Origin of the sequence: Streptomyces vulcanius, from assembly GCF_042653945.1 — a bacterium.
GTDB lineage: Bacteria > Actinomycetota > Actinomycetes > Streptomycetales > Streptomycetaceae > Streptomyces > Streptomyces mangrovi.
Genome location: NZ_JBHSFK010000007.1, coordinates 295,979 through 322,944, shown reverse-complemented (window position 1 = coordinate 322,944; position 26,966 = coordinate 295,979). Strand labels below are relative to the sequence as shown.

Genomic DNA, 26,966 nt, shown 5'->3' with positions numbered 1-26,966 from the left:
ACCGTCGGAAGAGTCCCCTCGGTGCGGTTGTCGGCCTCGCTTCTGGCTGTGATCGCCGACGCACCCTCTCCGCCGCACCGCGGCCGACGGCTCCGCCGTCATCGGCGCGCCCCCTCCAATGCGCCGATGACGGCCCCCGCGCGGGTAGCGTGCGCCACCGGAACCTCAGCCTCAGCCTCCGGAAGGAGCGAGCGCATGCCTTCCCGACGTGCCGTTCTCGCCGCCACCGCAGCCCTGACCGTCGGGGGAGGTACTGCCCGCGCCGACGAGAGCACCCGGCCGCACGAACTCGTCTCCCGAATGACCCTCGAGGAGAAGGTCGGCCAGCTCTTCGTCCCCCGGGTGTACGGCCACTCGGCCACCGCGCCCGACCGGGCCGACGTCGACGCCAACCTGAAGGAGCTCGGGGTCCGTACCGCCGCCGAGCTGGTCGAGCGGTACCGGCCGGGCGGGATCATCTACTTCGGCTGGGCCCACAACACCCGTGACCCGCGCCAGATCGCCGAGCTGTCCAACGGCATCCAGCGGGCGTCCCTCGCCCTCCCCCGCGGGCTGCCCGTACTGATCGCCACCGACCAGGAACACGGGATCGTGTGCCGGGTCGGCCGGCCCGCGACCCTCTTCCCCGGAGCCATGGCCCTCGGCGCGGGCCGCTCCGAGCGGGATGCCCGGCAGGTCGGACTGACCGCCGGGCGCGAACTGCGCGCCATGGGCATCCGGCAGAACTACTCCCCCGTCGCCGACGTCAACGTCAACCCGGCCAACCCCGTCATCGGCGTCCGCTCCTTCGGCGCCGACCCGGAGGCCGTGGGCGCCCTGGTCGCGGCCGAGGTGCGCGGGTACCAGGACGCCGGGGTCGCCGCCACCGCCAAGCACTTCCCGGGACACGGTGACACCGCCGTCGACAGCCACACCGGCTTCCCCGTCATCACCCACAGCCGTGCGGAGTGGGAGGAGCTGGACGCCGTACCCTTCCGGGCGGCCGTCGCGGCCGGGATCGACGCCGTCATGACCGGGCATCTCCTCGTGCCCGCCCTCGACGACTCCGGCGACCCCGCCACCCTCTCCCACCCCATCGTCACCGGCATCCTGCGCGAACGCCTCGGCTACGACGGGGTCGTCGTCACCGATGCGCTGGGCATGGCGGGCGTCCGCACGAAGTACGGCGACGACCGGGTGCCCGTACTAGCGCTCCAGGCCGGCGTCGACCAACTCCTCGACCCGCCCGACCTCGCCGTCGCCTGGAACGCCGTCCTGAACGCCGTACGGGAGAAGGAGATCAGCGAGCAGCGGCTCGACGAGTCCGTGCTGCGGATTCTGCGACTGAAGGGGAAGCTGGGGCTGCTCGACGAGCCGTACGTCGATCCGGGCGCCGTCGGCCGGGTGGTCGGCCGGGCCGAACATCTCGCGCTCGCCGAGCGGATCGCCGAGCGGACGACGACGCTGATCGTCGACGAGGGCCCGCTGCTGCCCCTCTCCCCCCGCACGCACCCCCGGCTGCTGGTCGTGGGCGCCGACCCGGCCTCCCCCTCCGGTACGACCGGGCCGCCGACCGGGGTACTCGCCACCGCGCTGACCGGCCTCGGGTTCACGGCCACCGCCCTGCCCACGGGCACGGAACCGGCCGACGAGGTCATCCGGCAGGCGGTGGCGGCAGCCGGGAAGGCGGACGCCGTGGTCGTGACGACGTACAACGTCACCACCACCAGCCCGCAGCGCACCCTCGTGGAGCGGCTGGCGGCGAGCGGGCGGCCGGTGGTCGCGGTCGCGGTCCGCAATCCGTACGACGTGGCCCACCTGCCTGCCGCCCGGGCCTGCCTCGCCACCTACTCCTGGACGGACGTCGAACTGCTCGCCGCCGCCCGGGTCGTCGCCGGGACGGTACGGCCGCGGGGAAGGCTGCCGGTGCCGGTGCCGCGGGCGGACGATCCGGCCCGCGTGCTGTACCCGGTCGGGCACGGCCTGACGTACTGACGCGGTCGGCTGGGCTGCGCCCCAAGCCGGTGTGACGCCGCCCGGCTTCACACGGACGGCCCCCTCCGGCATGCGGCATATGCCAGCGCCAAGGAGGCTGGTGGGCGTCCACGTCGAAAGCGGTACGGAGGAGGCGGACGGAGCATGGTGACACCGCTGGCACGGATTCCGCTGGACGGCGGCGGCTGCATCCTCGTCGAACAGCAGGCCGCCGTATGGGGCGGCGGGCCGGTGAAGGCCGGCCGTGTCGGCGACGCCGTACGCGACCTGCCCAGCACCCTCGAAGGCGCCCTGGAGCCGGTCACGGAGGCCGTGCGCGCCACCCTCGACGCGCTGCGCAAGGCACGCCCCGACCACATCACCGTCGAGTTCGGGGTGGACCTGGCCTTCGAGGCCGGGGCCGTCATCACCAAGAGCGAGGCCAGCTGCCATCTGCGGGTAGCGGTGTCCTGGGAGAGCGACGGTACCCGGTGAGCGGCGCGGGGCAGGAGCCCGGCGACGGCTTCACGGCGGACCTCCTCCCCGGCGTGGCCCGGATCCACCGGCCGGACGGGGCGGTCGCCGGGACGGGGTTCCTCGTGGCCGACGGCACGCTGGTCACCTGCGCGCACGTCGTCGAGGCCGCCGGGAGCGGACCCGGGGCGGCGATCCTGCTGACCTTCCCCCACGTGGACGGCGCGGAACCCCTGCAGGGTCACGTCCCGGCCGAACTGTGGCGGGCCGCGGACGGCGAGGACGTGGCATTCATCCGGCTGACCGGCGCGCCGGCCGGGGCACGCCCGCTCCCCCTGGGCTCCGCGGACGGCTGCCAGGGCCACCCGGTGCGCTCCTTCGGCTTCCCGGCGCAGGCCCCGCCCGGGGGCCACTTCGGCTATGGCGTCGGCGGCGATCTGCTGCCCGGCGCCGACGGCCGGTGCAGCCATCTGCAACTGACCGACGCCAACGACCTCACCACCGGCTTCAGCGGCGGACCCGTCGTCGACGGGGTCACCGGCCTGGTCGTCGGCATGCTCACCGAGATCACCGCGCCCGACGCGTTCGAACGGGGGCAGGGGATCGCGTACGTGACGCCGACCCAGGTACTGCGGGACGTCCTGCCGGAAATCGCGGAACGGGAAGTGTGCCCCTACCGGGGCCTGGAGCCGTTCACCGCGGAACACGCCCGCTGGTTCCAGGGCCGCCAGGAAGCCGTACGACACATCCTCACGAACCTCGCCCAGCAGCGGCGGCTCACCCTGCTGCTCGGGCCGTCGGGATCGGGCAAGTCGTCACTGATCCAGGCCGGGGTGCTGCGGGCGCTGGCGAAGGGCGAGCTGCCCGGCAGCGACCTCTGGCTGCCCGTGCTCGCCCGCCCCCGGCAGGACATGCTCGCCGAGATCGAACGGGCCGGGCTGCCCGGGGCGGCCGACGAGGGCATCACCGGGGCGGTCAACCGCCGGCTCGCCGCCGAACCCTCCTACCAGCGCGTCCTGCTGGTCATCGACCAGTTCGAGGAACTCCTCGTCCAGACGTCCGACGGGCGGCTGCGGGAGTTCCTGGCCGTCATCGACGAGGTCGCCACGGCCGCCGACACCTACACCAAGATCACCGTCATCCTGATCATGCGGGACGACTTCTATCCCCAACTGGCCGCCCTGGCCCCCAAGCTGCTGGAAGCCGCGATGCCGGGCCTCCTCAACGTGCCCGGCACGCTGAGCCAGCAGGGCCTGCACGACATCATCGTGCTGCCCGCCCGGGACGTGGGACTCCGCTTCCAGCCGGGGCTGCCCGAGCAGATCATCAGCGACGTCCTGGAGACCACCCCCGGCGCGTCCCTCACCCGCGAGGCACCCGTCACCGTGCTGCCCCTGCTGGAGATGACGCTCAGCCAGCTCTGGCTCAGGCGCAAGGACGGCTACCTCACCCACGAGGCGTACCGGCGCATCGGCGGGGTCAGCGGCAGCGTGACGACGTGGTGCGAGAACGCGCTGGGCGAACTGTCCCCCGAGCAACAGCTCATCGCACGGCGAGCCCTGACCTCCCTGGTACATCCCGCCGACCCCAGCCACAACATCACGGCCGTCCGCACGCAGGTTCCACTCGATGAGTTGCGCGACCTGGCCGCCGACCCCACCAACGATGAGTCGGCGGCGGTCGATGCGGTCATCGCCTCTCTCGCACGCCACCGCATCATCACCACGCAGACCCTGCACGGCCCCCGTGACCCCGAGGACTCCCCCGGGGAGCCGGTCGCCGAACTGATCCACGAGGCACTCATCCGCGACTGGGGCGCACTGCGCGAATGGGTCAACCAGGACCACCGCTTCCAGGAATGGCTCAGCCACACCCACGAACGGCAGTCCCGCTGGGCGGACGCGGACAAGGACCCCGGCGACCTGCTCGGCGGCACGGCCCTCGCGGAGGGGCTGGAGTGGTCCCGCCGACGCCATCTGCCGTCCGACATCTCCGAGTTCCTCACGGCGAGCCGGCAACGGCAGCGGGCGGTCATCCGGCGGAGCCGGCGGCTGAACGCGGTGCTCGGGGGGTTGCTGGTTCTGGCGTTGGTGGCGGCGGGGGGTGCGATCTGGCAGTGGCGGACGGTGAATGAGGCGCGGCGGGCGGCGGTGTCCCGGCAGTTGGCGGCGCAGTCCAACGAGATCAGCGGCACGAACACCGATCTTGCGTCGCTGCTGGCGATCCAGGCGTATCGCAGCAGTCATACGGCCGAGGCGGTGGAGGATCTGCGGACCACGGCCGCCCTCCTGCCGATGCATCGCCGGCTGTCGGGGCACGCAAGTGACGTGTACCGCGTGGCGTTCAGTCCGAACGGCCGCACCCTCGCGAGTGCCAGCGCCGACAAGACAGTACGGCTGTGGGACGTCGGCACCGGCAGGCCCGGCGCCGTCCTCAAAGGACACACCGACGTGGTGTGGTCCGTGGCGTTCAGTCCCGACGGCCGCACGATCGCCACCGCCGGCAAGGACAAGACGGTACGGGTGTGGAACGCGGCCACAGGCAAGCCACGCCATGTCCTGAAGGGGCACACCGACTGGGTGAACGGGGTGGCCTTCAGCCCCGACGGCCGCACGATCGCCACCGCCAGCAACGACAACACGGCACGGCTGTGGAACGCGAGCACCGGCAAGCCCGGCCCGATCCTCAAGAAGCACACCGCCGACGTGAACGCGGTGGCCTACAGCCCCGACGGCCACACCATCGCCACCGGGAGCACCGACAAGACGGCGATCCTGTGGGACGCCGACACCGACAAGCCGCGCACCGTCCTCAAGAAGCACACCGCCGACGTCGTCGCGCTGGCCTTCAGCCGCGACGGGCGCACGCTCGCCACCGTCGGGTTGGACTACTCCACCCAACTGTGGAACATGCCCAGCGGCAAGCCCCGTATCGCTCTCAGCGGATACACCGAACAGGTGATCGGGGTGGCCTTCAGCCCCGACAACCGCACCCTGGCCACCGTCGGCCTCGAACGCCCGGTGCGGCTGTGGGACGTGGCCACCGGCACGCCCCGGGATGCCCTCAACGGCGCCACCGACGTCGTCTTCGCAGTGGCCTTCAGTCCCAACGGCCGCATCCTCGCCACCGCAGGCCGTGACAAGGTCGTACGTCTTTGGGACACAAATGTCGCCCGGTCCCGGACGATCCTCGCCGGGCACACCGAGGCGGTGAGGGCGGTGGCGTACAGCCCCGACGGCCGCACCGTCGCCACCGCCAGCGACGACAAGACCGCCCGCCTCTGGGATGCCACCACCGGCAGACCGCGCGCCACTCTCAAGGGACACACCAAGGCCGTGTACGGGGTGGCCTTCAGCCCTGACGGCCGCACGATCGCCACCGCCGGCGCAGACAAGACCGCCCGCCTCTGGGACGCGAAGACCGGGAAACCACGCGCCACCCTGAAAGGACACACCGACGAGGTGAAAGCGGTGGCCTTCAGTCCCGACAGCCACACCATCGCCACCGCCGGTGTGGACTACACCGCACGATTGTGGGATGCGGACACCGGCAAACCACGCGCCACCCTCGAAGGACACACCGACCAGGTGTACGGAGTCGCTTTCAGCCCCGACGGCCGCACGATCGCCACCGCCGGCGCAGACAAGACCGCCCGCCTCTGGGACGCGAAGACCGGGAAACCACGCGCCACCCTCGAAGGACACATCGACGAGGTGAAAGCGGTGGCCTTCAGCCCGGACAGCCACACCATCGCCACCGCCAGCGACGACAAGACGGCGTGGCTGTGGGACGTGGACAGCGGCACACCACGCGTCACCCTCAAAGGACACACCGCCGAGGTCTACGGAGTCGCCTTCAGCAAGGACGGCCGCCTCATCGCCACTGCCAGCGTCGATTTCACCGCCCGAGTGTGGGACGCGCACACCGGCAGGACCCGCGCCCCCCTGATCGGGCATGCCGACTGGGTGGACGGCGTGGCCTTCAGCCCCGACAGCCACACCATCGCCACCGCCGACGAGGACAAGACGGTGCGCCTGTGGGACGCGGACGCCGTCGTCGACCCCTCCGAAGCCATCCAGAGGATCTGCCGAGTCGTCCACCGCGACCTCACCCCACAGGAACGCGCCGCCTACCTCCCCGACGAATCAGTGGCCCCCGTCTGCCCCACCGACTGACCTCACGGCCGAAGCGCGGGCTCCCGCTCCACGTCCCGGACGTCCAGCTTCGCGTCGAACTTCGCGAGCGGCTTCGCCTGGGCGACGGTCGGCGACGGGACGCCCGCCCAGTCCAGGATGCGGGCCGTGGCCAGGGTCTTCTGGTCCGTGGTCAGGCCTGCGACGTTCGCGCCGTGGTTGAGGCCGGGGGCCGTGAAGACGTACGAGTCACGCGCGCCCGCACCCACGCGGAAGCGTTCCGCGCCCCACGGGTCGTTCTGGCCGTAGACGAAGAGCATGTGCCGGGCGTTGTGCTTCACCCAGCTGTCGACGTCCCGCATGGCGCCGGGCTGGAAGCGCATCCGGATGTCACGGGGGACGAAGTTGCGCGGGGGCTGGTAGCCGTAGCGGATGTACTTCCTCTCGATGTGCGGGAAGCCGATGGTGGGCGCGCCGAGTTGGGTGCCCGCCTGGTAGTAGTACGGGGTGTAGGGCTCCAGGCCCTGGTCCGTGTAGAAGGAGAAGCCGGAGATCGTGTCGATCGACGTCCAGATCTCGTCGTCGGTCGCGGTCGTGGCGTTGGCGGGGATCGTGTCGCAGTCCGACAGCAGGCTGTACTGCCAGAAGCCCCAGACGTAGTCCAGGACGACCGCCTCGTAGGCCTTGTCCAGGCTGCCGACGGTGGTGAAGGTGAAGCCGTTCTCGGCCGCGTACGCCGCGTACTTCTTCTCCAGCGGCGCGCGGCGCACCAGGGCCTCGCGCTGGACCGCGTTCAGGCGGTCGCGGCACTCCTTGGTGCCGACGCCCGCGAAGAAGCGGTCGTACGCCGAGTCCTCGTCGTTGACGACGTCGTTGGGGGCGACGTAGGCCACCACGCCGTCCATGTCGTGCGGGTAGAAGCGCTCGTAGTAGGTGGCGGTCATGCCGCCCTTCGAGCCGCCCGTTGAGATCCAGTTCTTGCCGTAGATCTTCTTCAGCGCCTTGAAGATGCGGTGCTGGTCGCTCGCCGCCTGCCAGATGTCCAGCTTGGACCAGTCGGCCGGGGCGGGACGGGACGGGGTGAAGTAGCGGTACTCCATGGAGACCTGGTTGCCGTCGACGATCTGGGTCGGTTCACGGCGGCCGGGGGTGGTGGAGACGTTGTAGCCGCCGGTGTAGAAGACCGTGGGGCGGCTGATGTCCTTGTGCAGCACGGTGATGCGCTGCTGGAAGGTGCCCTTGGAGGGGTGCCGGTGGTCGACCGGCTGGGTGTAGTTGAGGACGAAGTAGCGGTAGCCGGGGTACGGCTTCTCCTGGATCAGGCTCATGCCCGGGATCGCGAGAAGTCGGTCCTTGATGTCTGCCGGCTCCGGTTCGGCGGCGGTCGCCGCGCCCGCCGTGCTCAGCGTGCCTATGAGCACGACGAGCGCCAGCAGCCATCTGAGCGCCTTGCGCATGCGCGTGCACCCTCCCTGTTCCCTGTGTTCCCCGTGTTCCCTGTGAAACGGATGTGCGCCGGAAACTATCGGAGCAACACCCTTCACACCAGAGGGGGTTGAGGCCAGAGGAGGGTCGGAGGGGGGTCAGAGGTTCAGCAGCGGAACCAGCCCGAGCTGCCTGAGCGACTGCCGACCGAGCCCTTCACCAACACGCTGCGGTGACCGGCGTAGACGCGCACGGCCGGGGAACTGCGGGTGCTCTTCCGTGCCCTGAGCACCGGGCGATGGCCGCGCGCCTGCACGCTCACCGACATGTGCCGCCGGGTGCCGGGGTGGGTCTGGACGGTGACGGCGCAGATCCAGTCGCCGCTCTTGTAGACCTGCACGGAGCCGGTGGGGAAGGAGACGGTACGCACCTTGCGGCCGGGGCAGGGTGCCGACGCGGCCTGTGCGGTGGCCGGTGCGGCGATCGCGAGGATCCCGCAGGCGGTCAGCACGGCCATCACGGCCGCCAGCCGTCGGCGCACTCCGCCTGCCATGCCCCACCCCTCCTCCATATGCCGTACAGGTGTACGGACGCAGGACATATGTCGGATGGTTGCACGGGCTCAGCGGGACGCGCCTACCGGCTCCTCGGGCTCGGCCGCCCCGACGAACGTCCGCCACAGCCGCGCGTACCGCCCGTCCAGAGCCAGCAGCTCGTCATGCGTGCCGTCCTCCGCGACCCGGCCGTGGTCCACCACGACCACCCGGTCCGCGCGGGCCGCCGTGGTGAGGCGGTGGGCGACGACGAGGGTGGTGCGGCGGCCCGCGAGGCGGTCCGTGGCCTGGTTGACCTGGGCTTCCGTGGCCAGGTCCAGGGCGGCGGTGGCCTCGTCGAGGAGCAGTACGTCCGGGTCGACCAGCTCCGCCCGCGCCAGGGCGATCAGCTGCCGCTGGCCGGCGGACAGGTTGCGGCCGCGCTCGGCGACCTCGTGGAGGTAGCCGCCGTCGAGCGTGGCGATCATCTCGTGCGCGCCGACCGCCCGCGCCGCCGCCTCCACCTCGGCGTCGGTCGCGTCCGGGCGGCCGTAGGCGATGGCGTCGCGGACGGTGCCGGGGAAGAGGTACGCCTCCTGCGGGACGACGCCCAGACGGTGGCGGTACGACGTGAGGTCCAGGGTGCGCAGGTCCGTGCCGTCGACCGTCACCCGGCCGCTCGTCGGGTCGTAGAAGCGGGCCACCAGTTTGACGAGGGTGGACTTGCCGGCGCCGGTCTCGCCGACGAAGGCGACGGTCTGGCCGGCAGGGATGCGCAGGTCGATGCCTCCGAGGGCCTCCTCCCCCTCGCCGTACGCGAAACAGACCTCCTCGAAGGCGATCTCGCCGCGCAGGGAGAGGACTTCGAGGGGCTCGTCGGCCCTCTTCGTGGACGTGGGCTCCTGGAGGAGTTCCTGGATGCGGCCCAGGGACACCGTGGCCTGCTGGTAGCCGTCGAAGACCTGCGAGAGCTGCTGGACGGGGGCGAAGAACAGGTCGATGTAGAGGAGATACGCGACCAGGGCGCCTGTGGTCAGGGTCGCCGCGTCCACCCGTCCCGCGCCGGCGATCAGGACGGCCGCCGCGGCCACCGACGACAGCAGCTGGACGAAGGGGAAGTAGATCGAGATCAGCCACTGGCCCCGGATGCGGGCCTGACGGTAGCTGTCGCTGCGCTCGGCGAACCGCGCCCCGCCGTCGCCCTCGCGCCGGAACGCCTGCACGATCCGCAGCCCGGAGACGGACTCCTGGAGGTCCGCGTTGACCGTCGACACCCGCTCACGGGCGAGTTCGTACGCCTTCACGCTCGCGCGGCGGAAGAAGTACGTGGCGACGATCAGCGGCGGGAGGGTCGCGAACACGACGAGCGCGAGCTCCAGGTCGATCACCAGCAGGGCGCCCATGATGCCGAAGAAGGTGACGACCGAGACGAACGCGGTGACCAGGCCCGTCTGGAGGAAGGTCGAGAGGGCGTCGACGTCGGTCGTCATCCTCGTCATGATCCGGCCGGTCAGCTCCCGCTCGTAGTAGTCGAGGCCGAGGCGCTGGAGCTGGGCGAAGATCTTCAGACGGAGGGCGTAGAGGACGCGTTCGCCGGTACGGCCGGTCATCCGGGTCTCGCCGGTCTGCGCCACCCACTGGACGGCCACCGTGAGAAGCGCGAGCAGCGAGGCCGCCCAGACCGCGCCGAGGGCCGCTTTCGACACACCGTCGTCGATGCCGTGGCGGATCATGACCGGCAGCAGCAGTCCCATCCCGGCGTCCACGGCGACCATGCCGAGACTGACGAGGAGCGGGAGGCCGAAGCCCCGCAGCAGCCTGCGCAGGCCGTAGGACTCCTCGGGGGTGACCGCGCGGATCTCGTCCACGTCCGGGGTGCCGTCGGCGGGCGGCAGCGCCTCCACCTGCGCGAGGAGTTCGGGGGTGGCCGGCATGCCGTCCATCGCGGCGTCCCGGGGCGCCCGCTCCCCCGCCCACAGCCGGGGCGTGATGCCGCGCTCGGCGTCGAACTCGGCATCCAGTTCGTCGCGTACGGAGTCCCGTACGGGGGTGTCGGCGGCGGACTCCGCCGGCTGGGCGTGGCCGGGCGAGACGCCGCCGAGTTCGTCGGGGTCGGTGAGGAGGCGCCGGTAGAGGGGGGACCGCCGCTGGAGTTCCTCGTGGGTGCCGACGTCGGCGAGGCGGCCGGCGTCCAGGACGGCGATGCGGTCGGCGAGGGCGAGGGTGGAGCGGCGGTGGGCGATGAGGAGGGTGGTGCGGCCCGCCATGACCTGCCTCAGCGCCTCGTGGATCTCGTGCTCGACCTGCGCGTCCACGGCGGAGGTCGCGTCGTCCAGGACCAGCAGACGCGGGTCGGTGAGGATCGCGCGGGCGAGGGCGACGCGCTGGCGCTGGCCGCCGGAGAGGGTCAGGCCGTGCTCGCCGACCCTGGTGTCGTAGCCCTCGGGCAGCTCGGCGATGAAACGGTCGGCCTGGGCGGCGCGGGCGGCCTTGAGGATCTCCTCGTCCGTCGCCTCCGGGCGGCCGTACGCGATGTTGTTGCGGACCGTGTCGGAGAAGAGGAAGGAGTCCTCCGGGACCAGTCCGATCGCGGCGCGCAGCGAGTCGAGGGTGAGCTCGCGGACGTCGTGGCCGCCGATCAGGACGGCGCCGCGGGTGACGTCGTAGAAGCGCGGGAGGAGCAGGGAGACCGTGGACTTTCCGGACCCCGACGAGCCGACGACCGCGAGGGTCTCGCCCGGGCCGATCTCGAAGCTGAGCCCGTCGAGGACGGGACGGTCGGCGTCGTAGCCGAAGGAGACGTCGTCGAACTCGACGGTCGCGGGGGCGTCGGCGGGGAGTTCCTTGGTGCCGTCCGTCATCGACGGCTCGGTGTCGATCAGCTCCAGGACGCGCTCGGTGCCGGCCCGGGCCTGCTGGCCGACGGTGAGGACCATCGCGAGCATCCGGACCGGGCCGACGAGCTGGGCGAGGTAGGTGGAGAACGCGACGAACGTGCCGAGCGTGATGTGGCCGCGTACGGCGAGCCAGCCGCCCAGCGCCAGCATGGCGACCTGGCCGAGCGCGGGGACGGCCTGGAGGGCGGGGGTGTACCGCGCGTTCAGGCGGATCGTGCGCAGGCGGCCCGCGAAGAGCCGGCGGCCGACCTCCCGCAGCTTCCCGGTCTCCTGGTCCTCCTGTCCGAAGCCCTTCACCACGCGTACGCCGCTCACCGCGCCGTCGACCACGCCCGCGACGGCCGCCGCCTGCGCCTGGGCGTACCAGGTGGCGGGGTGCAGTTTGCTGCGGCTGCGCTTGGCGATCCACCACAGGGCGGGGGCGACCGCGAGGGCCACGAGGGTGAGGGGCAGCGACAGCCACGCCATCACCACGAGGGAGATCACGAAGAGGGCGATGTTCCCGACCGTCATCGGGAGCATGAAGAGCAGGCTCTGGATGAGCTGGAGGTCGCTGGTGGCGCGGCCGACCACCTGTCCGGTGGACAGCTCGTCCTGGCGGCGGCCGTCGAGCCGGGTGATCGTCCCGAACATCTCGGTACGCAGGTCGTGCTGGACGTCCAGGGCGAGCCGGCCGCCGTAGTAGCGGCGGACGTAGGTGAAGACGTAGACGAGGACGGCGGCGGCGATGAGCGTGCCCGCCCAGGGGGCCATGTCACGGGTGTGGCCGCCGATGACGTCGTCGATGATCACCTTGGTGACCAGCGGCACGAGTGCCATGACGCCCATGCCGAGGAGCGAGGAGCCCAGGGCCAGGACGACGTCCTTGCGGTACCGCCAGGCGTATCCCGCGAGTCGTCGTGCCCATCCCCGTTGCTCTGTCACGCCGGTGCCCTCCGATTCCTGACCTGCTCTACCGGAAGGCACCAACGTCGACCGAAGCGGATTTCATCCCTCCGCAACAATGGGTGGGTGCGGCCGGGTGGCGACTGCCGCGCCGTCGTGGCTGATCGCGCAGTTCCCCGCGCCCCTGGGGTGCCGGATTTCAGGGGGTTCGTACCCGCAGGTAGTAGAACCTCGTCGTCTGGGCGGCGTTCTGGTTGTCGTCGCTGACCAGGAGGACCTTGAAGGCGCCCTTGTCGCGGCCCGTGACCACCATGCCCTCGATGTTGTCGAGGAGGGGGTTCGGCTGGGGCTGCTTGGCGGTCGCGCCGAGTGACGGGCAGGTCACGATGTCGGTGAGGAGGGTCTTCTTGATCAGGCGCACGTCCGGCTGACCGGTGAGGTTGTCTATCCGGCTGGTGTCCGTGGCGTGGCGGGGGTCGGCCAGATAGAGGCGGACCGTGTTGCCGACGCCCGCGGTGAAGCCGCGCTCCAGGACGAGCAGGCGGCCGTCGGGGAGGGCCTGGACCTCGGGGACGCCGAGGATGGGGTCGTCGGTGCGGTAGGCGTACTGGGCAGCGAGCCGGAAGTGGTTCCCCCTGGTCCTGGTCCAGGTCTGGAAGCGGACGATGCCGGCGGTGTCGCCGGAGATCGCGTACTCCATCGAGGCGAGGAGGGTACGGCCGCCGGGGAGGAGGGTGAGGCCCTCGAAGGTCTGGTTCGTCGTGGCGCGTCCGGCGGGGGCGACGAGGAGCGAGGCGGGGACGGGGAGGCGGTCGAGGATCCTGCCGTCGGCGCTGTAGCGGCGGATCGACGGCTCGGTCTCGGAGGTGATCAGGCGCGTGCCGTCCCGGTCGATCACCAGGCCCTCGGAGTCGAGCGCGGCGCCGTTCTCGTCGGCGAGCTGGACGACCTTCTTCGGGGCGAGGGTTCTCGCGTTCAGGTCGAAGAGGGAGGAGCGGTCGGAGAGGGCGGCGAGGGAGCCGTCGCCGTCGAGCGCGAGGGCGGAGAAGTTGCCGACGAAGGTGCCGTCGTACGTCGTCTTGTCGAGGACGTCGGAGAAGCGGTCGAGGGAGACCGTGGGTGAACAGGCGTTACGGGCTTGGGGGTTGGCGTTCGCGGTCCCGGCGGCGGTCAGACAGGTGGCCGCCGCCAGGCCGGCGGTGAGGGTGGCGAGTACGGTTCGCAGGCGCATGGGCGTCACCGTAGGGCGGGCCGGTGACGTGCGGTGGGACGGTGCGTAAAGGCTCGCTCAGGAAGCGGCCAGATCCTTGTGGATGACCTTGGCGACGGCCTGGATGGTCGTGATGCCGTAGTTCATCGTGCTGTTGTCCTGGGTGAGGACGCTGATCATGTAGTCGTGGCCGCCGCCCTTGAACGTGCCGACGCTGTGGATGCGCCAGCCGTGCGTGGCGCGCGACAGCCAGCCGTTCTTGACGTGCCAGGAGACGTTCGACGGCCTGCCGTACGGGGTGCCCCAGCGCTGCGAGGAGATGACCTTGCCCATCAGCGTGCTGACGTAGGAGCGCGAGGCGTCGGTGAGGACGGTGTTCTTGGCGGTGATCAGCTTGAGCAGCTTCTGCTCGTCGGTCACCGTGATCTGGGTCAGGCCCCAGTAGCCGCCCGTGCCCGGCTTGGTCTGGGTCATCTTGGCGGCGGTGAGGAACTTCTTGATCTTCGTCAGGCCGAGCTGGCTCCACAGGGTGGAGGTGGAGGCGTTGTCCGACTTGGTGATCATGTTGGTGGCGAGCGTCTTCTCGCGGCTGGTGAGCGCGCGGTGCGTCTTCTGCGCGTCCCACAGCAGCGCGGAGAGGACGGTCACCTTGACGACGCTGGCCGAGTCGTAGGCCGTGGAGGGGCGCAGGGTGCAGGTGGTGTTGGTGCTGCGGTCGTAGAGTCCGACGGCGACCGTGCCCTTGCGGGTCCTGAGGGCGGCGGTGATGTCCTTCTTCAGCTTGGTGGCGAGAGCTGCCTTGCTCGACGTACAGCTGACGGCGGGTGCGGCGGCCGAGGCGGGCGCGGCGGTGGCCACGCCGGTTATGAGAAGGCCGGTGCCGAGCGCGCCGGCGACCAGCCCTCTCCCGCGTCGTGACGCGCGTCGTGAAGTCCGGTGAGTCATACCCAGTTGACTCATCAGTTCGTATGAATGGTTGTACGAACGTGCCGAAGTACCTGGAGTATTGGGCAAAGCCTGGGCAACCCGTTACCGGCCCCTGTGCCTCTTCACAGGTCGCGGCCAGCTTCGGCACAGCGACCACCCACAACCGGCGTACAGCATGCGGAGGGTGACATCTGCCACCGATCCACTCCCCCACCCGACCGTGTCCCCCGACTGGGCTCCGCCGACGGCCTCCCCCGCGAGTCCCCAGGCGCCGCCACCGGACAGCGCGCCGCGCTGGTCGCTGCCCGTGCTCGTCGCGATCCTGGTCCTGGCAGCCGTGCTCTACGGCTGGAACCTGTCGTCCAACAGCCTCAACAGCTTCTACAGCGCGGCGATCTACAGCGGCACGAAGAGCTGGGAGGCGTGGTTCTTCGGCTCGCTCGACGCCGGGAACTTCATCACCGTCGACAAGCCGCCGTTCGCGCTCATGATCATGGGCCTGTCCTGCCGGATCTTCGGTTTCGGCACCTGGCAGATGATGGCGCCGGAGATCGGGGCGGCACTCGGCACGATCTGGATCCTGCACTCCTCCGTGAAGCGGGTCTTCGGGCATGTGGCCGCCGCCGTCGCGGCGCTCGTCCTCGCGCTGACGCCGATCACGGTCGCCATCAACCGTGACAACAACCCGGACACCATTCTGGTGCTGCTGATGGTCGCGGGCGCGGCCCTCGCGCTGCGCGCCACGCGCGACGACCGGCTGCTGCCGCTCATCGGCTCCGCCGTGTGCTTCGGCCTCGCCTTCAACACCAAGATGCTCCAGGGCTACATCGCCCTGCCCGCCGTCTTCGCCGTGTACGTGTACGCGTCGAGGCTGGGCTGGAAGAAGAAGGCCGTCAACCTGGCCCTCGCGGCTGTGGCGCTGGCCGTCTCCAGCTTCTGGTGGGCCATGGCGGTCTCGCTCGTGCCCGCCGACGACCGTCCTTACATCGGCGGTTCGACCGACGGCAGCGCCTGGGACCTGATCATGGGCTACAACGGCCTGGGCCGCGTCCTCGGCGGCGAGGGCAACGGCGGAGGCGGCGGTGGCGGGGGCGGTGGCGGCGGTACCTTCGCCGGGACCGCGGGCGTCGGCCGGATGTTCAACGACATCCTCGGCGGCCAGATCTCCTGGCTGATCCCCTTCGCGGGCATCGCCCTCGTCGCAGGGCTGGTGCTGTGCGGCCGGGCCCCGCGCACCGACCTCACCCGTGCCGCGCTGGTGCTGTGGGGCGGCTGGCTGGTGCTGCACTACCTGACCTTCGCCATGGCCGAGGGCACCATGCACCCGTACTACACGACCGCGCTCGCCCCGGGCATCGCGGCGCTGTGCGGTGGCGGCGGCGTGATGCTGTGGCGGGCCTTCAGGAGCGGTGACGCGCGCTGGTCGTGGGTGCTGCCGGCCGGCCTGGCCGTCACCGGTGTCTGGGCGATCGTGCTGCTGCGCCGGGCCACCGGCTGGAACACCTGGCTGTGGCCGGTCATCGGTGTGCTGACGGTCCTAGCGATCGTGGGGCTGTTCGTCCTGCGGTCCGCCGGTTCCGGTACCCGGCTGCGGCTGCTCGGCGCGTCCGTCGCGGCGGCGGTCGTGGCGGCCCTCGCGGGTCCGACGGCGTACGCCGCCTCACCGGCCTTCGGTTCCTCCAGCGGCATGATGGGCGGCACCAACCCGACCGCGGGTCCCTCCACCGGGGGCGGCATGGGCGGTCCGGGCGGTGGCGGCGGCCGGGGTGGCTTCGGCGGCGGCAACGGTGGCGGCAACGGCGGTCCCGGTGGTCAGATGCCGGGCGGCACACAGCAGGGCGGCACGCAGCAGGGCGGCCAGGCGGGCGGGGAGTTCCCCGGCGGCGGTGGCGGCGAGCTTCCGCAGGGCGGCGCCAACGGGGAGTTCCCGGGTGGCGCGGCGGGCGGTGAGGCTCAAGGTGGCGGCGGCGCGCCGGGCGGGACCGGCGGTGCGCCCGGTGGCGGTATGGGCGGCGGTGGCGGCGGTATGGGCGGCGGCGCCGACAGTCAGCTCGTGTCATACCTGGAGAAGCACCAGGACGGCGCCAAGTGGCTGATCGCGGTGTCCAACTCGCAGAGCGCGGGCCAGATGATCCTCAGCACCGGAAAGCCCGTCATCTCGATGTTCGGCTTCACCGGCTCCGACAACGCGATGACCCTCGCCAAGCTCAAGGAGCTGGTGAAGAAGGGTGAACTGCACTACATCCAGCTCGGCGGCGGCATGGGCATGGGCGGCAACAACAGCCAGAACCAGGAGCTCACCGCCTGGGTGGAGAAGAACGGGACGGCGGTGAAGGAGAGCGAGTACAGCTCGACCTCGAGCGCCGAGACCGAGACCGGGTCCGGGTCCGGGTCCGGCACGTCCTCCCAGAGCAACACCTCCACCGTCTACCGGCTGGACGCTTCCGACGTGAGCTGACACGTACAGCCCCAACGGCCCCTGACACCCTGTCAGGGGCCGTTTCTGTCACCCAAAGGACATGCAGTTGTCATGGACAGGACCGCATGTTCGTGTCACTCTCCCCAGTGCCGCCTCCATTCAACCCGCGTAGATGGGACACCCTTTATGCTGGCGACACGCACACACCGCCGCTGGAAGCCGGTGGCGCTGACCACCGCCGCCCTCCTGGCCGCCCTCGCCACTCCCGCGCTCACCGCGACCCCGGCCGCGGCGACGACCACCGCGTACGACTCGACGTACTACAAGAACGCGGTCGGCAAGACCGGTTCGAGCCTCAAGTCGTCCCTGCACACGATCATCAGCAGCCAGACGAAGATCTCGTACTCCGCGGTCTGGAACGCGCTGAAGGTCACCGACCAGGACCCGAACAACAGCAGCAACGTGATCCTGCTGTACAGCGGTGTCTCGCGCAGCAAGTCCCTCAACGGCGGCGACGTCGGCGACTGGAACCGCGAGCACACCTGGGCCAAGTCCCACGGCGACTTCGGCGAGGCGACCGGCCCCGGCACCGACCTGCACCACCTGCGCCCCGCGGACGTCCAGGTCAACAGCATCCGCGGCAACCTCGACTTCGACAACGGCGGCAGCACGGTCACCAACGGCGGCGGCAGCCTCGTCGACTCCAACTCCTTCGAGCCGCGCGACGCGGACAAGGGCGACGTGGCCCGCATGATCCTGTACATGGCCGTGCGCTACGAGGGCGACGACGGCTGGGCCGACCTGGAGCCCAACGACTCGGTCGGCAACGGCAGCAACCCGTACATGGGCCGCCTCTCCGTCCTCAAGGCGTGGAACGACGAGGACCCGCCGAGCGCCTTCGAGGAGAAGCGCAACCAGGCCATCTACGACACCTACCAGCACAACCGCAACCCGTTCATCGACCACCCGGAGTGGGTCGAGGCGATCTGGTAGGGCAACAGGACACGGCCGCACAGCGCCGGCACAGGGTCCTCCCGGTTTCCCGGGAGGGCCCTTCGTCATGCCCCGATGTAGTGGATCATGGGTGGTGGATCATGGTCATGGCCAGGGCCGACGGCAAAACGGGGAGGACCGACCAGTGGGCTACTGCCTGGAGATGAGCACCGGTGACATGCGCGGCGTGGTCCGGCTGCTCACCGCGGTGGAGCGGACACGCGAGCAGGAGCGGATGTTCACCATCGTGCGCGAGCGGTGCGAGAAGACCGACGCACGGCTGCGGGAGCAGGGCGTCCACCTCGACGTGTCGGTGAGCCGGGCGCTGGAGGAGCTGGTCGAGGGGACGCCGCCGAGCCGGGAGCTGTGTCCGGCGTACTCGTACGCCTTCCGGGAGGTCGTCGCGCCGCACTTCTCCGACACCACCGACCTCGGGGTGTGGCAGCGGCCGTCGTGGTTCTACGCCCTGGACTCCGAACTGGCCCGGCACGGCGTCCCGTCGGAGGTCCTGCCCGCGGCCTTCCTGTTCAGCGGGCCGCCGCTGCGGCTGCCGCACCCCGGCGACTCGATGCCGCAGATCGGTGTGCTGCCGGCGCAGCGGGCCGTGGTACTGGCGGAGGCGTACGAGAGGGTGCTGGACCGGCTGGACCGGGAGTTCACGGAGACGGCGGGCCGGTTCGCCGAGCTGATGAGGTTCGAGGCACAGGAGTGGGCGACGGCACGACGACTGGGCCGCAACGACGACACGATCTTCTTCTGGTTCTCTTGAACGACTGGTGCCGCATCGGATGCGCAAACCTGGTCCTCGCTGGTGAACGCGACCTCAGGATGCGGCAGGCTAGCGGCCCTTCCGCACGAGATCGGTGATGCGCTCGCCCTCGCTGATCGTGAGCGGGCCGGTCCCCTCCGTGGGGTCGCCGACCCCCAGCGCGACCGCCAGCGTACGGCCGTGCAGGTCGAGGGTGGCCTCGGTCAGGGTGGTGAAATCGGCTACGGCGGCGCGGGCGCGGGCCCACCCGGTCAGGCCGATGCCCGCGGCGACCAGCACGGCCGGCCACCACACCACGGTGAGCAGGAGGTAGGGCAAGGCCCAGGTTCCGGTGGCGACCGCGGCGGCGAACGCCGAGTGCGCGGCGGTGAGTTCGGTACGTGCGGGGTCGGGGAGGATCAACCAGAGCCGGGACCAGCCATAGGTCAGATCGAGTCCGTAGCGGTGGTACGCGATCGACTCCACGGCGTGGATCCGGTCGCCCATCCAGGTCGGCCTGGCCGGTTCAGCCATGGCCAGCCGGGTGACGCGGTCGGCCACGGTGTCGATCCGGTCCTGCTGCTCGCGGGTGCGTGTGCCCGGGCTCGCGGCTTCGAGCGCCCGGCGTTCCTCCACGAGCCGGTGCCACCGCGCACGCCGGCGCACCGTCCGCGCCGCCGCGACCGCGACGAACGGGCGGGGCCACTGCCCCAGCCAGACGTGCCGGGTGACTCCGGCCAGCGCCTGTACGACGAAGCCCACAGCGGCGGCGGCCGCCAGTACGGCCACGACGAGTAGTGCCTGTGCCCCGCCCGGCTGGTCCGCGACCGTGGCGGCTGCGTTCTCGGCCTGCCGGGTCAACAGCGCGACGTTCCACCCGTCAGCATGGCCGAGGCTGACGGACAGCCACACCGCGCCGAGGAAGAACGCACCGGGCAGCACGAGCAGGCTGATCCACCGGTCGGCGAGCGTCTTGGCCAACTGCTGGAAGAAACCGCCCACCTGCGCTACCCCCGTTCCAGGGGCCGGCCCATGACGGCGCAGCGCGGGATCGCGCCCGCCGGGGGCGGTACCGCCGTCCGGTCGCAGGCGCCGTCCGGGCAGCGGAAGGTCTCCTGACGGGCGATGCCCGGCCCGGCTCCCGGCAGCCCCGTCGCGAGCGTGCGCAGGGTGGTCTCACGGTCGGTGTTCAGCAACTGGCCCAGCAGGGTGAGCACCGGACGCCGGGCCCGCGCCTCGGCCACGATCCGCTCCAGCAGTTCCTGACGTTCCGCGGAGTGGAGCCTGGTCTCGCCGATCAGCGCGTCGAACTCCTTGCACAGCGTGGTCAGGGCCGATCGCTCGGCGTCCACCAGGGCTCCTCCTTCCGTCAGTTGGCCGATAGTCTCACGGGTGATGTCCTCCGACCACCGGCCTGATCCGGAGCTGCTGAACCAGCAGGCGGTCGACCTGCTGAACCGGGCCACCCGGTCCGGTGACACGGCTCTGCTGGGCTCCTGCGTCTCGTTGTTCCAGGGCATCGTCGCCCTGACACCGCACCGCCATCCACACCGCGCCACTCGTCTGTACAACCTCGCCGAATCCCATCGGGCGCGGTACGCGCTGACGGGACAGGCGGACGACGCCGACCAGGCGATCGGCATCGGGCAGCAGTCCGTGGCCGCCCTCCACGTCGGCGACCCGAACTCCGCGCTGATCCTGGGCAACCTCAGCGCCACCCATCTCCTGCGGTTCCAGCGGGTCGGGCACCCGAACGACCTGGACGGGATCATCGAGTTCGGGGAACGGGCCGTTGTCGCGACCGGCGCCGATCTGAACATCGCGTTCCACCTGGCCACTCTCGCCACGGGCTACCTGCTGCGGTTCGAGGGCACCGGGCACATCGCCGACCTGGACCGCGCCATCGACACCGGCGAGCGCGCGATGGCCGTCACCCCCGCCGACTCCCCTCACCGGCCGACAACCCTGACCAACCTCGGCACCGCCTACTGGACACGGTTCGGACGGGCGGGCCGTCCGGCGGACCTGGACCGCGCCATCGGCATCGGAGAACAGGCCGCCGCCGACACCGGTAACCCGCACCGAGTGACCGCCCTGTCCAACCTCGCCGTCGCCTACAGCGACCGCTTCGCGCGGACGGGGAGCCTGGCCGACCTGGACCGGGCCATCGGCCACCACGAGCACGCGGTGGCCGCCGCCCCTGACGACGCTCCCGACGGCGCTGCCTACGTGTCCAACCTCGGCATGGCGTACCACGCGCGGTTCGACCGGCTGGGAGGGGCGGCCGACCTGGACCGGGCCATCGGCCACCTCGGTCGTGCCGTCGCCGCGGCGCCCCGGAGTCACCGCCAGTTCGCGACGTTCCTGTCCAACCTCGGCATCGTGTACCGGGCGCGGTTCGACCGGCTGGGGGACGTGGCCGATCTGGACCGTGCGGTCGCGCATCACGAACAGGCCGTGGCCGCCACGCCCGACGCCCACCCGGATCTCGCCCACCGCCTGTCCAACCTGGGCACCGCGTACGACGCGCGGTTCGGCCGGAAGGGGGACCCCGTCGACGTGCACCGGGCCGTCGAGAGCCTGGAACGCGCAGTCGCCGCCACACCCGCTGATCACCCCTTCCAGGCGATGGTCCTGTCCAACCTGGCTGCCGCCCTGCGGGGGCGGTTCGAGCGGCTGGGCGACGTGGCCGATCTGGACCGTGCCGTCGCGCATCACGAACAGGCCGTGGCCGCCACGCCCGACGACCACCCGAACCGGGCTATGCACCTGTCCAACCTGAGCGTCGCCCGCTGGTCCCGGTTCACCCGCACCGGGGAGATGTCCGACCTGGACGGGGCCATCGACGCCGGGAGACGCTCGGTGGCCGCCACGCCGGACGACCACCCGGACCGTGCGATGCGCCTGAGCAACCTCGGCAACGCCCTCCAGCAACGGTTCGAGCACAGCGGCAGCCTTCACGACCTGGGCCGTGCCGTCGCGCATCACGAACAAGCCGTGGCCGCCACGCCCGACGACCACCCGAGCCGGGCTATGCACCTGTCCAACCTCGGGACCGCCTACCAGGCGCGATCCCGCCGGAGCGGCGGCGCCGACTTCGACAACGCCCTCGACCGCACGCTCCTGGCGCTCGCGGCCACCCCCGCCGACCATCCCGACCGACTGCTGCGCCTGTACAACCTCGGACGGTCCTATCAGGCACGGTACGAGCACTCGGGCGATCCGGCCGACCTTGACCGCGCAGTCGACCTGGCGCGGGAGTCGGCCGACGCCGTCCCCGCCGGCCATCCGGACCGCGCGCAGCATCTGTTCAACCTCGGCAACAGCCACCGGCTGCGGTTCCTGCGGACCGGCAACCCGTCCGACCTCGACCGCGCCGTCGACGCCGCGGAAGGGACCGTCGCGGCCACCCCCGCCGACCATCCCAGGCGGGCCTCACGCATCTACCTCCTCGGGATCTGTCACACACGGAGGTGGGACACCGGCAGCACCTTCGACCGGTCGCGGATCGCCCGGCTGGCGGACGACGCGCTCGCGGCCACGACATCGCCCCCGTTCGACCGGCTCCGCGCCTGCTGGGCGGTCGGCCGGCTCGCCTACGTACTGGACGAACCGCACACCGCCCGGCTGCTGTTCGACACGGCGGTGGAGTTGCTGCCGTTGGTCGCGGCACGGGAGACCTCGTCGGCGGACCACGAGCACCGCCTCGGCGCGAACCGCGGACTGGTCGGCGAGACGATCGCCGTGCACTGTGCCCTCGACGATCCGGGCGGCGCGGTCCAGGCCGGTGAGCTGGGCCGGGCGGTCCTGCTGGCGTCCCGGCTGGCGCTGCGGACACCCCTCGCCGACCTCGAAGCCGAGCACCCGGCACTGACCCGCCGTCTGAGCCGCGTCCGCGATGCCCTCAACGCGCCGGATCCCCCGGCCATGGCCACGCCCGACGGTCACGACCTCGACCAGGTCGACCGGCGTAAGCGGCTGTGGGCCGAGCACGACGTCGTACTGACGGAGATCCGCCGGCTGCCCGGCCTGGACCGGTTCCTGCTCCCGCCGACGTGGACCGAGCTGCGGCCGACCGCCGCCGGCGGGGCGGTCGTGCTGCTCAACGCCGGCCGGCAGCGGTGCGACGGCATCGTCGTCACCGCCGACGGGCCCCCGCTGCCGGTGCCGCTGCCCGAACTGCGGCTGGCCGACGTCGAGGCGCGGGCCGCCGAGCTGACGGAAGCGACGCACGACGCCGGCTCGTTCACCGGCGAGCTGCGCCGGCAACGGGTGCTGACGGAGCTGCTCGGCTGGCTGTGGGACAAGACGGTCGAGCCGGTCCTCGACGCACTCGAGGACCGGCTCCGCCCGAACGACGGAGTACTGCCCCGCGTGTGGTGGATGCCGACCGGGCCGCTCGGGCTGCTGCCGCTGCACGCGGCCGGACACCCCGGTGGCGCAGGGGCGCTCGACCGGGTGATCTCGTCGTACACGCCTACCCTGCGCGCCCTGGCCCGTGCACAGGGACGCCCGGCCGCGACGGCCCTGCGCCGGCTCACAGTCGCCCTCGACCGCACCCCGGGTCTGCCGGACCTGCCGGCCACCGTCGCCGAGGCCGCGAGCCTGCACGCCGCCCATCCCGACATGCCTCCGCTCACCAACGAGCAGGCCACCGCCGCCCGTGTGACCGGCGCGCTCCCCCATGCGAGCTGGGCACACTTCGCCTGCCACGCGGGCACCGACCCCAACGCGCCGTCCGAGGGCGGGCTTCACCTCCACGACGGCGTGCTGTCCATCGCGGAGATCGGTCGCCTCGACCTCCACGAGGCCGAACTGGCATACCTGTCCGCGTGCTCCACCGGACACGTCGGCCGACGGCACGCGGACGAGTCCATCCACCTCGCCTCCGCGTTCCAGCTGGCCGGGTTCCGACACGTCGTCGCGAGTCTCTGGCCGCTGGACGACCACGTCGCGGCCGGCGCGGCCGACCACTTCTACCGGCTGATGCCGGACACGCCGTCCGCCGATGCCGCGGCGATGGCGCTCCACCGCGTCATCCAGCACCTGCGTGCCGAGCACCCCGGCCGACCACACCTGTGGGCGTCACTGATCCACAGCGGGCCATAGCCCGAACCGGACCCCGGCTCGGAGGCCGCTACGAGGGAGCCGCGCCACACCGCCGGCCGACAACGGGGCGCACGTTGTCCGATGCGGCACTGGTTAGCTCACACGGGTGAATGGATCTTCGGGCCGGGCGTGTCGGGCGCGAAGGGCGGAAGCATGATCCCGACCCAGTCCCTCCCCTTCCGGAGATCCTCATGAAGCTGCGTACCTGGTCCTTCGCTGCCGCCGTCGCCCTGACCGCGCTCGTCCTGCCGTCCTCGCAGGGGGCGTCGGCAGCCGCCGTCCCGTCCTGCTCCGACGGCTCCGTCTGCTTCTGGAGCGGGGAGAACTTCAGCGGCAGCTCGTGGGAGTGGACCTCCCGCAGCGGCTACCGCGACATGCCGCCGTTCCTCCACGACCACGTCGGCTCGGCGGTCGCCTCCACCCGCGCCTGTTTCATCAACTGGAGCCCGGTCGAGAAGCGTGACGTCTTCAACGGCGACTGGCGCTCCCGCTACCTGGGCGACTTCGGCGGCCGTATCGACGGCGTGGGCCCGGGCGCCTGCTGACCCGCGAGGGCGGAGGCGAGGGCGGGTGCCTTACGCCTCCGTCCCGATGTGTGTAGGCGCGAACATCCGCAACACCGCCGGGAGTACGACCACCGAAGGCCCTGGGGATGTCAGGGCCTTCGTCAGGTCCGTCTCCAGGGTCTGCGGGGAGGTGCGGATACCCGGTACGCCGAAGGACTCCGCGAGGGCGACGTAGTCGGGGCGGGTCAGTTCCGTGCCCGTGGTCGCGCCGAAGGCGTCCGTCATGTACTCGCGGAGGATGCCGTAGCCGCCGTCGTCGACGATGAGCCAGGTGACCGGGAGGTCGTACTGCCTGGCCGTGGCCAGTTCGGCGATGGAGTACAACGCGCCGCCGTCGCCCGACACCGCCAGGACCGGGCGGGTGGGGTCGGCGGCCGCCGCGCCCAGGGCAGCGGGGAAGCCGTAGCCGAGGCCGCCGGCGCCCTGGGCGGAGTGCATGCGGTTGGGGCCCTTGGCGTCGAAGGCCGACCAGGCCCAGTACGCCAGGATGGTCATGTCCCAGAAGGACGGGGAGTCGGCGGGCAGCGCCCGGCGGATCGACGCCAACAGGTCCTGTTCCAGGGTCAGTTCCTGCGAGGCGATGCGCTCCGAGACGCGGGAGAGGAGTGTGCGTACGCGGGTCGGCGCATCCTCGTCCTCGCGCGGGGTCACCGTCTCCAGCAGGGCCTGGAGGGCGAGGCGGGCGTCCGCGTGGATGCCCAGGGCGGGGTGGTTGGACTCCAGTTTGCCGAGGTCCGCCTCGATCTGGATCAGACGGCCGCGGGGCTTGAACGTGTGGTAGTTGGAGGACAGTTCGCCCAGGCCCGAGCCGATGACGAGGAGTACGTCCGCGTCCTCCAGGAAGTCGGTCGTGTGGCGGTCCTCCAGCCAGGACTGGAGGGACAGGGGGTGCGTCCAGGGGAACGCGCCCTTGCCGCCGGGGGTCGTGACGACGGGGGCCCGGAGGCGTTCCGCCAGTCGCCTCAGTTTGCCCGAGGCGTCCGCGCGTACCACTCCGCCGCCGGCGATGATCGCGGGCCGTTCCGCCCGTGACAGCAAGTCGGCTGCCACAGCCGTCAGTTCGGGGCGCGGGGGCAGCTCCTCCGGGAAGGCGTCGCCGCCGGTGACGACCGGGATCGCCGTCGGGGCCAGGAGGACGTCCTGGGGGATCTCCACCCACACCGGGCCGTGCGGGGCGGTCAGCGCGGACTTCCAGGCCGCCTCGATCGCCGACGGGATCTGGGACTGGCTGCGGACCGGGTGGACGGACTTCACCACGCCCCGGAACGAGGCCGCCTGGTCGGGGAGTTCGTGGAGGTAGCCGTGCCGGCCGCCGCCCAGGCCCGCCGTCGGGATCTGGCTGCTGATCGCCAGCACCGGCGCCGAGGCCGCGGCGGCCTCCTGGAGCGCGGCCAGTGAGGTCAGCGCGCCCGGGCCGGTGGAGAGGAGCAGCGGGGCCGCCTCGCCGGTGATCCTGCCGTACGCGTCCGCCGCGAACCCGGCGTTGTTCTCCACCCGCAGGCCGATGTAGCGGAGGGAGGAGCGGCGCAGGGCGTCGAACATGCCCAGCGCGTGCTGGCCGGGCAGGCCGAAGACCGCGGTCGTGCCGAGGGCGGCGAGGGTCTCCACGACCAGGTCTCCGCCGTTGCGGCCGGGGGGAGGGTTCAGAGCGGCGGAGATCTGTGCCTCCGTCGGGCGGAGCACCAGGTCGTGGTCGTGGGTCACTGTGCGCGGGCCTCCGCGATTTGCCGGGACATGATCGTGGTGAGTTCGTACGCCGTGTGGGACGCGGCCACCGACGTGATCTCGGCGTGATCGTACGCCGGGGCCACTTCCACGACGTCCGCCGAGACCAGGTTGCAGGAGGCGAGACCGCGCAGGATCTCCAGCAGCTCCCGGGAGGTCATGCCGCCGGCCTCGGGGGTGCCGGTGCCGGGGGCGTAGGCCGGGTCCAGGCAGTCGATGTCGATGGAGATGTAGAGGGGGCGGTCGCCGACGCGCTGGCGCAGTTGGTCGGCGATCTCGTCGACCCCGCGCCGCATGACGTCCGCCGATGTCACGATGCCGAAGCCCATCTTCTCGTCGTCGGTCAGGTCCTGCTTGCCGTAGAGCGGGCCGCGGGTGCCGACGTGGGAGAGCGCGGAGGTGTCGAGGATCCCTTCCTCGACCGCGCGGCGGAACGGGGTGCCGTGCGTGTACTCCGCGCCGAAGTAGGTGTCCCAGGTGTCGAGATGGGCGTCGAAGTGGAGCAGGGCCACCGGGCCGTGCTTCTTCGCCACCGAGCGCAGCAGCGGGAGCGCGATGGTGTGGTCGCCGCCGAGGGTCATCAGACGGGCACCCGTGCCGAGCAGTTCGTCGGCCGCCGCCTCGACCGTCTCCACGGCCTCGTGGATGTCGAACGGGTTCACCGCGATGTCGCCGCCGTCCGCGACCTGTGCGAGGGCGAAGGGGGCGGCCCCCTGAGCGGGGTTGTAGGGGCGCAGCAGCCGGGAGGCCTCGCGGATCGCGTTGCCGCCGAAGCGGGCGCCCGGCCGGTACGAGACGCCGGAGTCGAACGGCACGCCGACCACGGCCACGTCGGCGCGGCCGACCTCGTCGAGGCGGGGCAGCCGGGCGAAGGTCGCGGGCCCGGCGTACCGCGGGACGCGGGAGGAGTCGACGGGACCACGTGGCGTCTCGTTGCCGCTCATGATCGAATGCCTTCTTTCTTACGCT

The 26,966-nt window shown here is 71.5% G+C and carries 17 protein-coding genes; 8 read left to right on the top strand and 9 right to left on the bottom strand.

The features are described 5' to 3' along the window. The first annotated feature begins 195 nt into the window (after positions 1-195). The 3 genes from ACFPIH_RS13725 to ACFPIH_RS13715 all read left to right on the top strand — a co-directional run bounded on the left by ACFPIH_RS13725 (position 196) and on the right by ACFPIH_RS13715 (position 6,602). Positions 196-1,974, top strand: a complete 1,779-nt coding sequence (locus ACFPIH_RS13725) for a glycoside hydrolase family 3 protein (protein ID WP_381170498.1) — start codon at positions 196-198, stop codon at positions 1,972-1,974. Between the two features lie 144 nt (positions 1,975-2,118). Then, positions 2,119-2,448 (top strand): CU044_2847 family protein, encoded by a 330-nt coding sequence (locus ACFPIH_RS13720; protein ID WP_381170497.1) that lies wholly within the window; start codon positions 2,119-2,121, stop codon positions 2,446-2,448. Then, entirely contained in the window at positions 2,445-6,602 is a 4,158-nt protein-coding gene (locus tag ACFPIH_RS13715; protein ID WP_381170495.1) for an nSTAND1 domain-containing NTPase, read from the top strand. Before ACFPIH_RS13720 ends, ACFPIH_RS13715 begins: the two co-directional genes overlap by 4 nt. Before the next feature lie 2 nt (positions 6,603-6,604). Here ACFPIH_RS13715 and ACFPIH_RS13710 read toward each other — a convergent pair whose 3' ends face one another. From ACFPIH_RS13710 to ACFPIH_RS13690, 5 genes are all read right to left on the bottom strand, one after another. Further along, on the bottom strand, positions 6,605-8,017 hold the full coding sequence (locus ACFPIH_RS13710) for a S28 family serine protease (RefSeq protein WP_381170493.1): 1,413 nt from the start codon (positions 8,015-8,017) through the stop codon (positions 6,605-6,607). Between the two features lie 134 nt (positions 8,018-8,151). Next, positions 8,152-8,538, bottom strand: a complete 387-nt coding sequence (locus ACFPIH_RS13705; RefSeq protein WP_381170491.1) for a hypothetical protein — start codon at positions 8,536-8,538, stop codon at positions 8,152-8,154. A 69-nt stretch (positions 8,539-8,607) separates the two neighbouring features. Continuing rightward, positions 8,608-12,339: an ABC transporter ATP-binding protein gene (locus ACFPIH_RS13700; protein WP_381170489.1), complete on the bottom strand. Its 3,732-nt coding sequence runs from the start codon at positions 12,337-12,339 to the stop codon at positions 8,608-8,610. A 160-nt stretch (positions 12,340-12,499) separates the two neighbouring features. Continuing rightward, entirely contained in the window at positions 12,500-13,531 is a 1,032-nt protein-coding gene (locus ACFPIH_RS13695) for an esterase-like activity of phytase family protein (protein WP_381170487.1), read from the bottom strand. 57 nt (positions 13,532-13,588) lie between these two features. Then, positions 13,589-14,455, bottom strand: a complete 867-nt coding sequence (locus ACFPIH_RS13690; RefSeq protein ID WP_381170485.1) for a serine hydrolase — start codon at positions 14,453-14,455, stop codon at positions 13,589-13,591. Between the two features lie 166 nt (positions 14,456-14,621). Here ACFPIH_RS13690 and ACFPIH_RS13685 point away from each other — a divergent pair, with 166 nt between their 5' ends. The 3 genes from ACFPIH_RS13685 to ACFPIH_RS13675 all read left to right on the top strand — a co-directional run bounded on the left by ACFPIH_RS13685 (position 14,622) and on the right by ACFPIH_RS13675 (position 18,618). Beyond that, positions 14,622-16,895: a mannosyltransferase YkcB-related protein gene (locus tag ACFPIH_RS13685; protein ID WP_381170483.1), complete on the top strand. Its 2,274-nt coding sequence runs from the start codon at positions 14,622-14,624 to the stop codon at positions 16,893-16,895. Between the two features lie 147 nt (positions 16,896-17,042). Beyond that, positions 17,043-17,849, top strand: coding sequence for an endonuclease I family protein (locus tag ACFPIH_RS13680; RefSeq protein WP_381170481.1), 807 nt, complete (start codon positions 17,043-17,045; stop codon positions 17,847-17,849). Between the two features lie 91 nt (positions 17,850-17,940). Beyond that, positions 17,941-18,618, top strand: coding sequence for a DUF7691 family protein (locus tag ACFPIH_RS13675; protein WP_465270369.1), 678 nt, complete (start codon positions 17,941-17,943; stop codon positions 18,616-18,618). A 69-nt stretch (positions 18,619-18,687) separates the two neighbouring features. On the opposite strand, the gene ACFPIH_RS13670 is transcribed toward ACFPIH_RS13675, so the two are convergent. Both ACFPIH_RS13670 and ACFPIH_RS13665 read right to left on the bottom strand, forming a co-directional pair. After that, positions 18,688-19,599, bottom strand: a complete 912-nt coding sequence (locus ACFPIH_RS13670) for a hypothetical protein (protein WP_381170477.1) — start codon at positions 19,597-19,599, stop codon at positions 18,688-18,690. Between the two features lie 5 nt (positions 19,600-19,604). Next, positions 19,605-19,949, bottom strand: coding sequence for a hypothetical protein (locus tag ACFPIH_RS13665; protein ID WP_381170475.1), 345 nt, complete (start codon positions 19,947-19,949; stop codon positions 19,605-19,607). A gap of 43 nt (positions 19,950-19,992) precedes the next feature. Here ACFPIH_RS13665 and ACFPIH_RS13660 point away from each other — a divergent pair, with 43 nt between their 5' ends. Further along, a complete protein-coding gene (locus tag ACFPIH_RS13660; RefSeq protein ID WP_381170473.1) occupies positions 19,993-23,706 on the top strand; it encodes a CHAT domain-containing protein in 3,714 nt (1,237 codons plus the stop codon). A 191-nt stretch (positions 23,707-23,897) separates the two neighbouring features. Further along, positions 23,898-24,251 carry a peptidase inhibitor family I36 protein gene (locus tag ACFPIH_RS13655; RefSeq protein ID WP_381170471.1) on the top strand — a complete coding sequence of 118 codons (354 nt, stop codon included), beginning with the start codon at positions 23,898-23,900 and terminating at the stop codon, positions 24,249-24,251. A gap of 30 nt (positions 24,252-24,281) precedes the next feature. Here the strand turns inward: ACFPIH_RS13655 and ACFPIH_RS13650 are convergent, their stop codons facing one another. Both ACFPIH_RS13650 and speB read right to left on the bottom strand, forming a co-directional pair. Then, positions 24,282-25,976: a thiamine pyrophosphate-binding protein gene (locus ACFPIH_RS13650; RefSeq protein ID WP_381170469.1), complete on the bottom strand. Its 1,695-nt coding sequence runs from the start codon at positions 25,974-25,976 to the stop codon at positions 24,282-24,284. After that, positions 25,973-26,941 (bottom strand): agmatinase, encoded by a 969-nt coding sequence (gene speB / locus ACFPIH_RS13645; protein ID WP_381170467.1) that lies wholly within the window; start codon positions 26,939-26,941, stop codon positions 25,973-25,975. The genes ACFPIH_RS13650 and speB overlap by 4 nt, the downstream gene beginning before the upstream one ends. Positions 26,942-26,966: the final 25 nt, after the last annotated feature.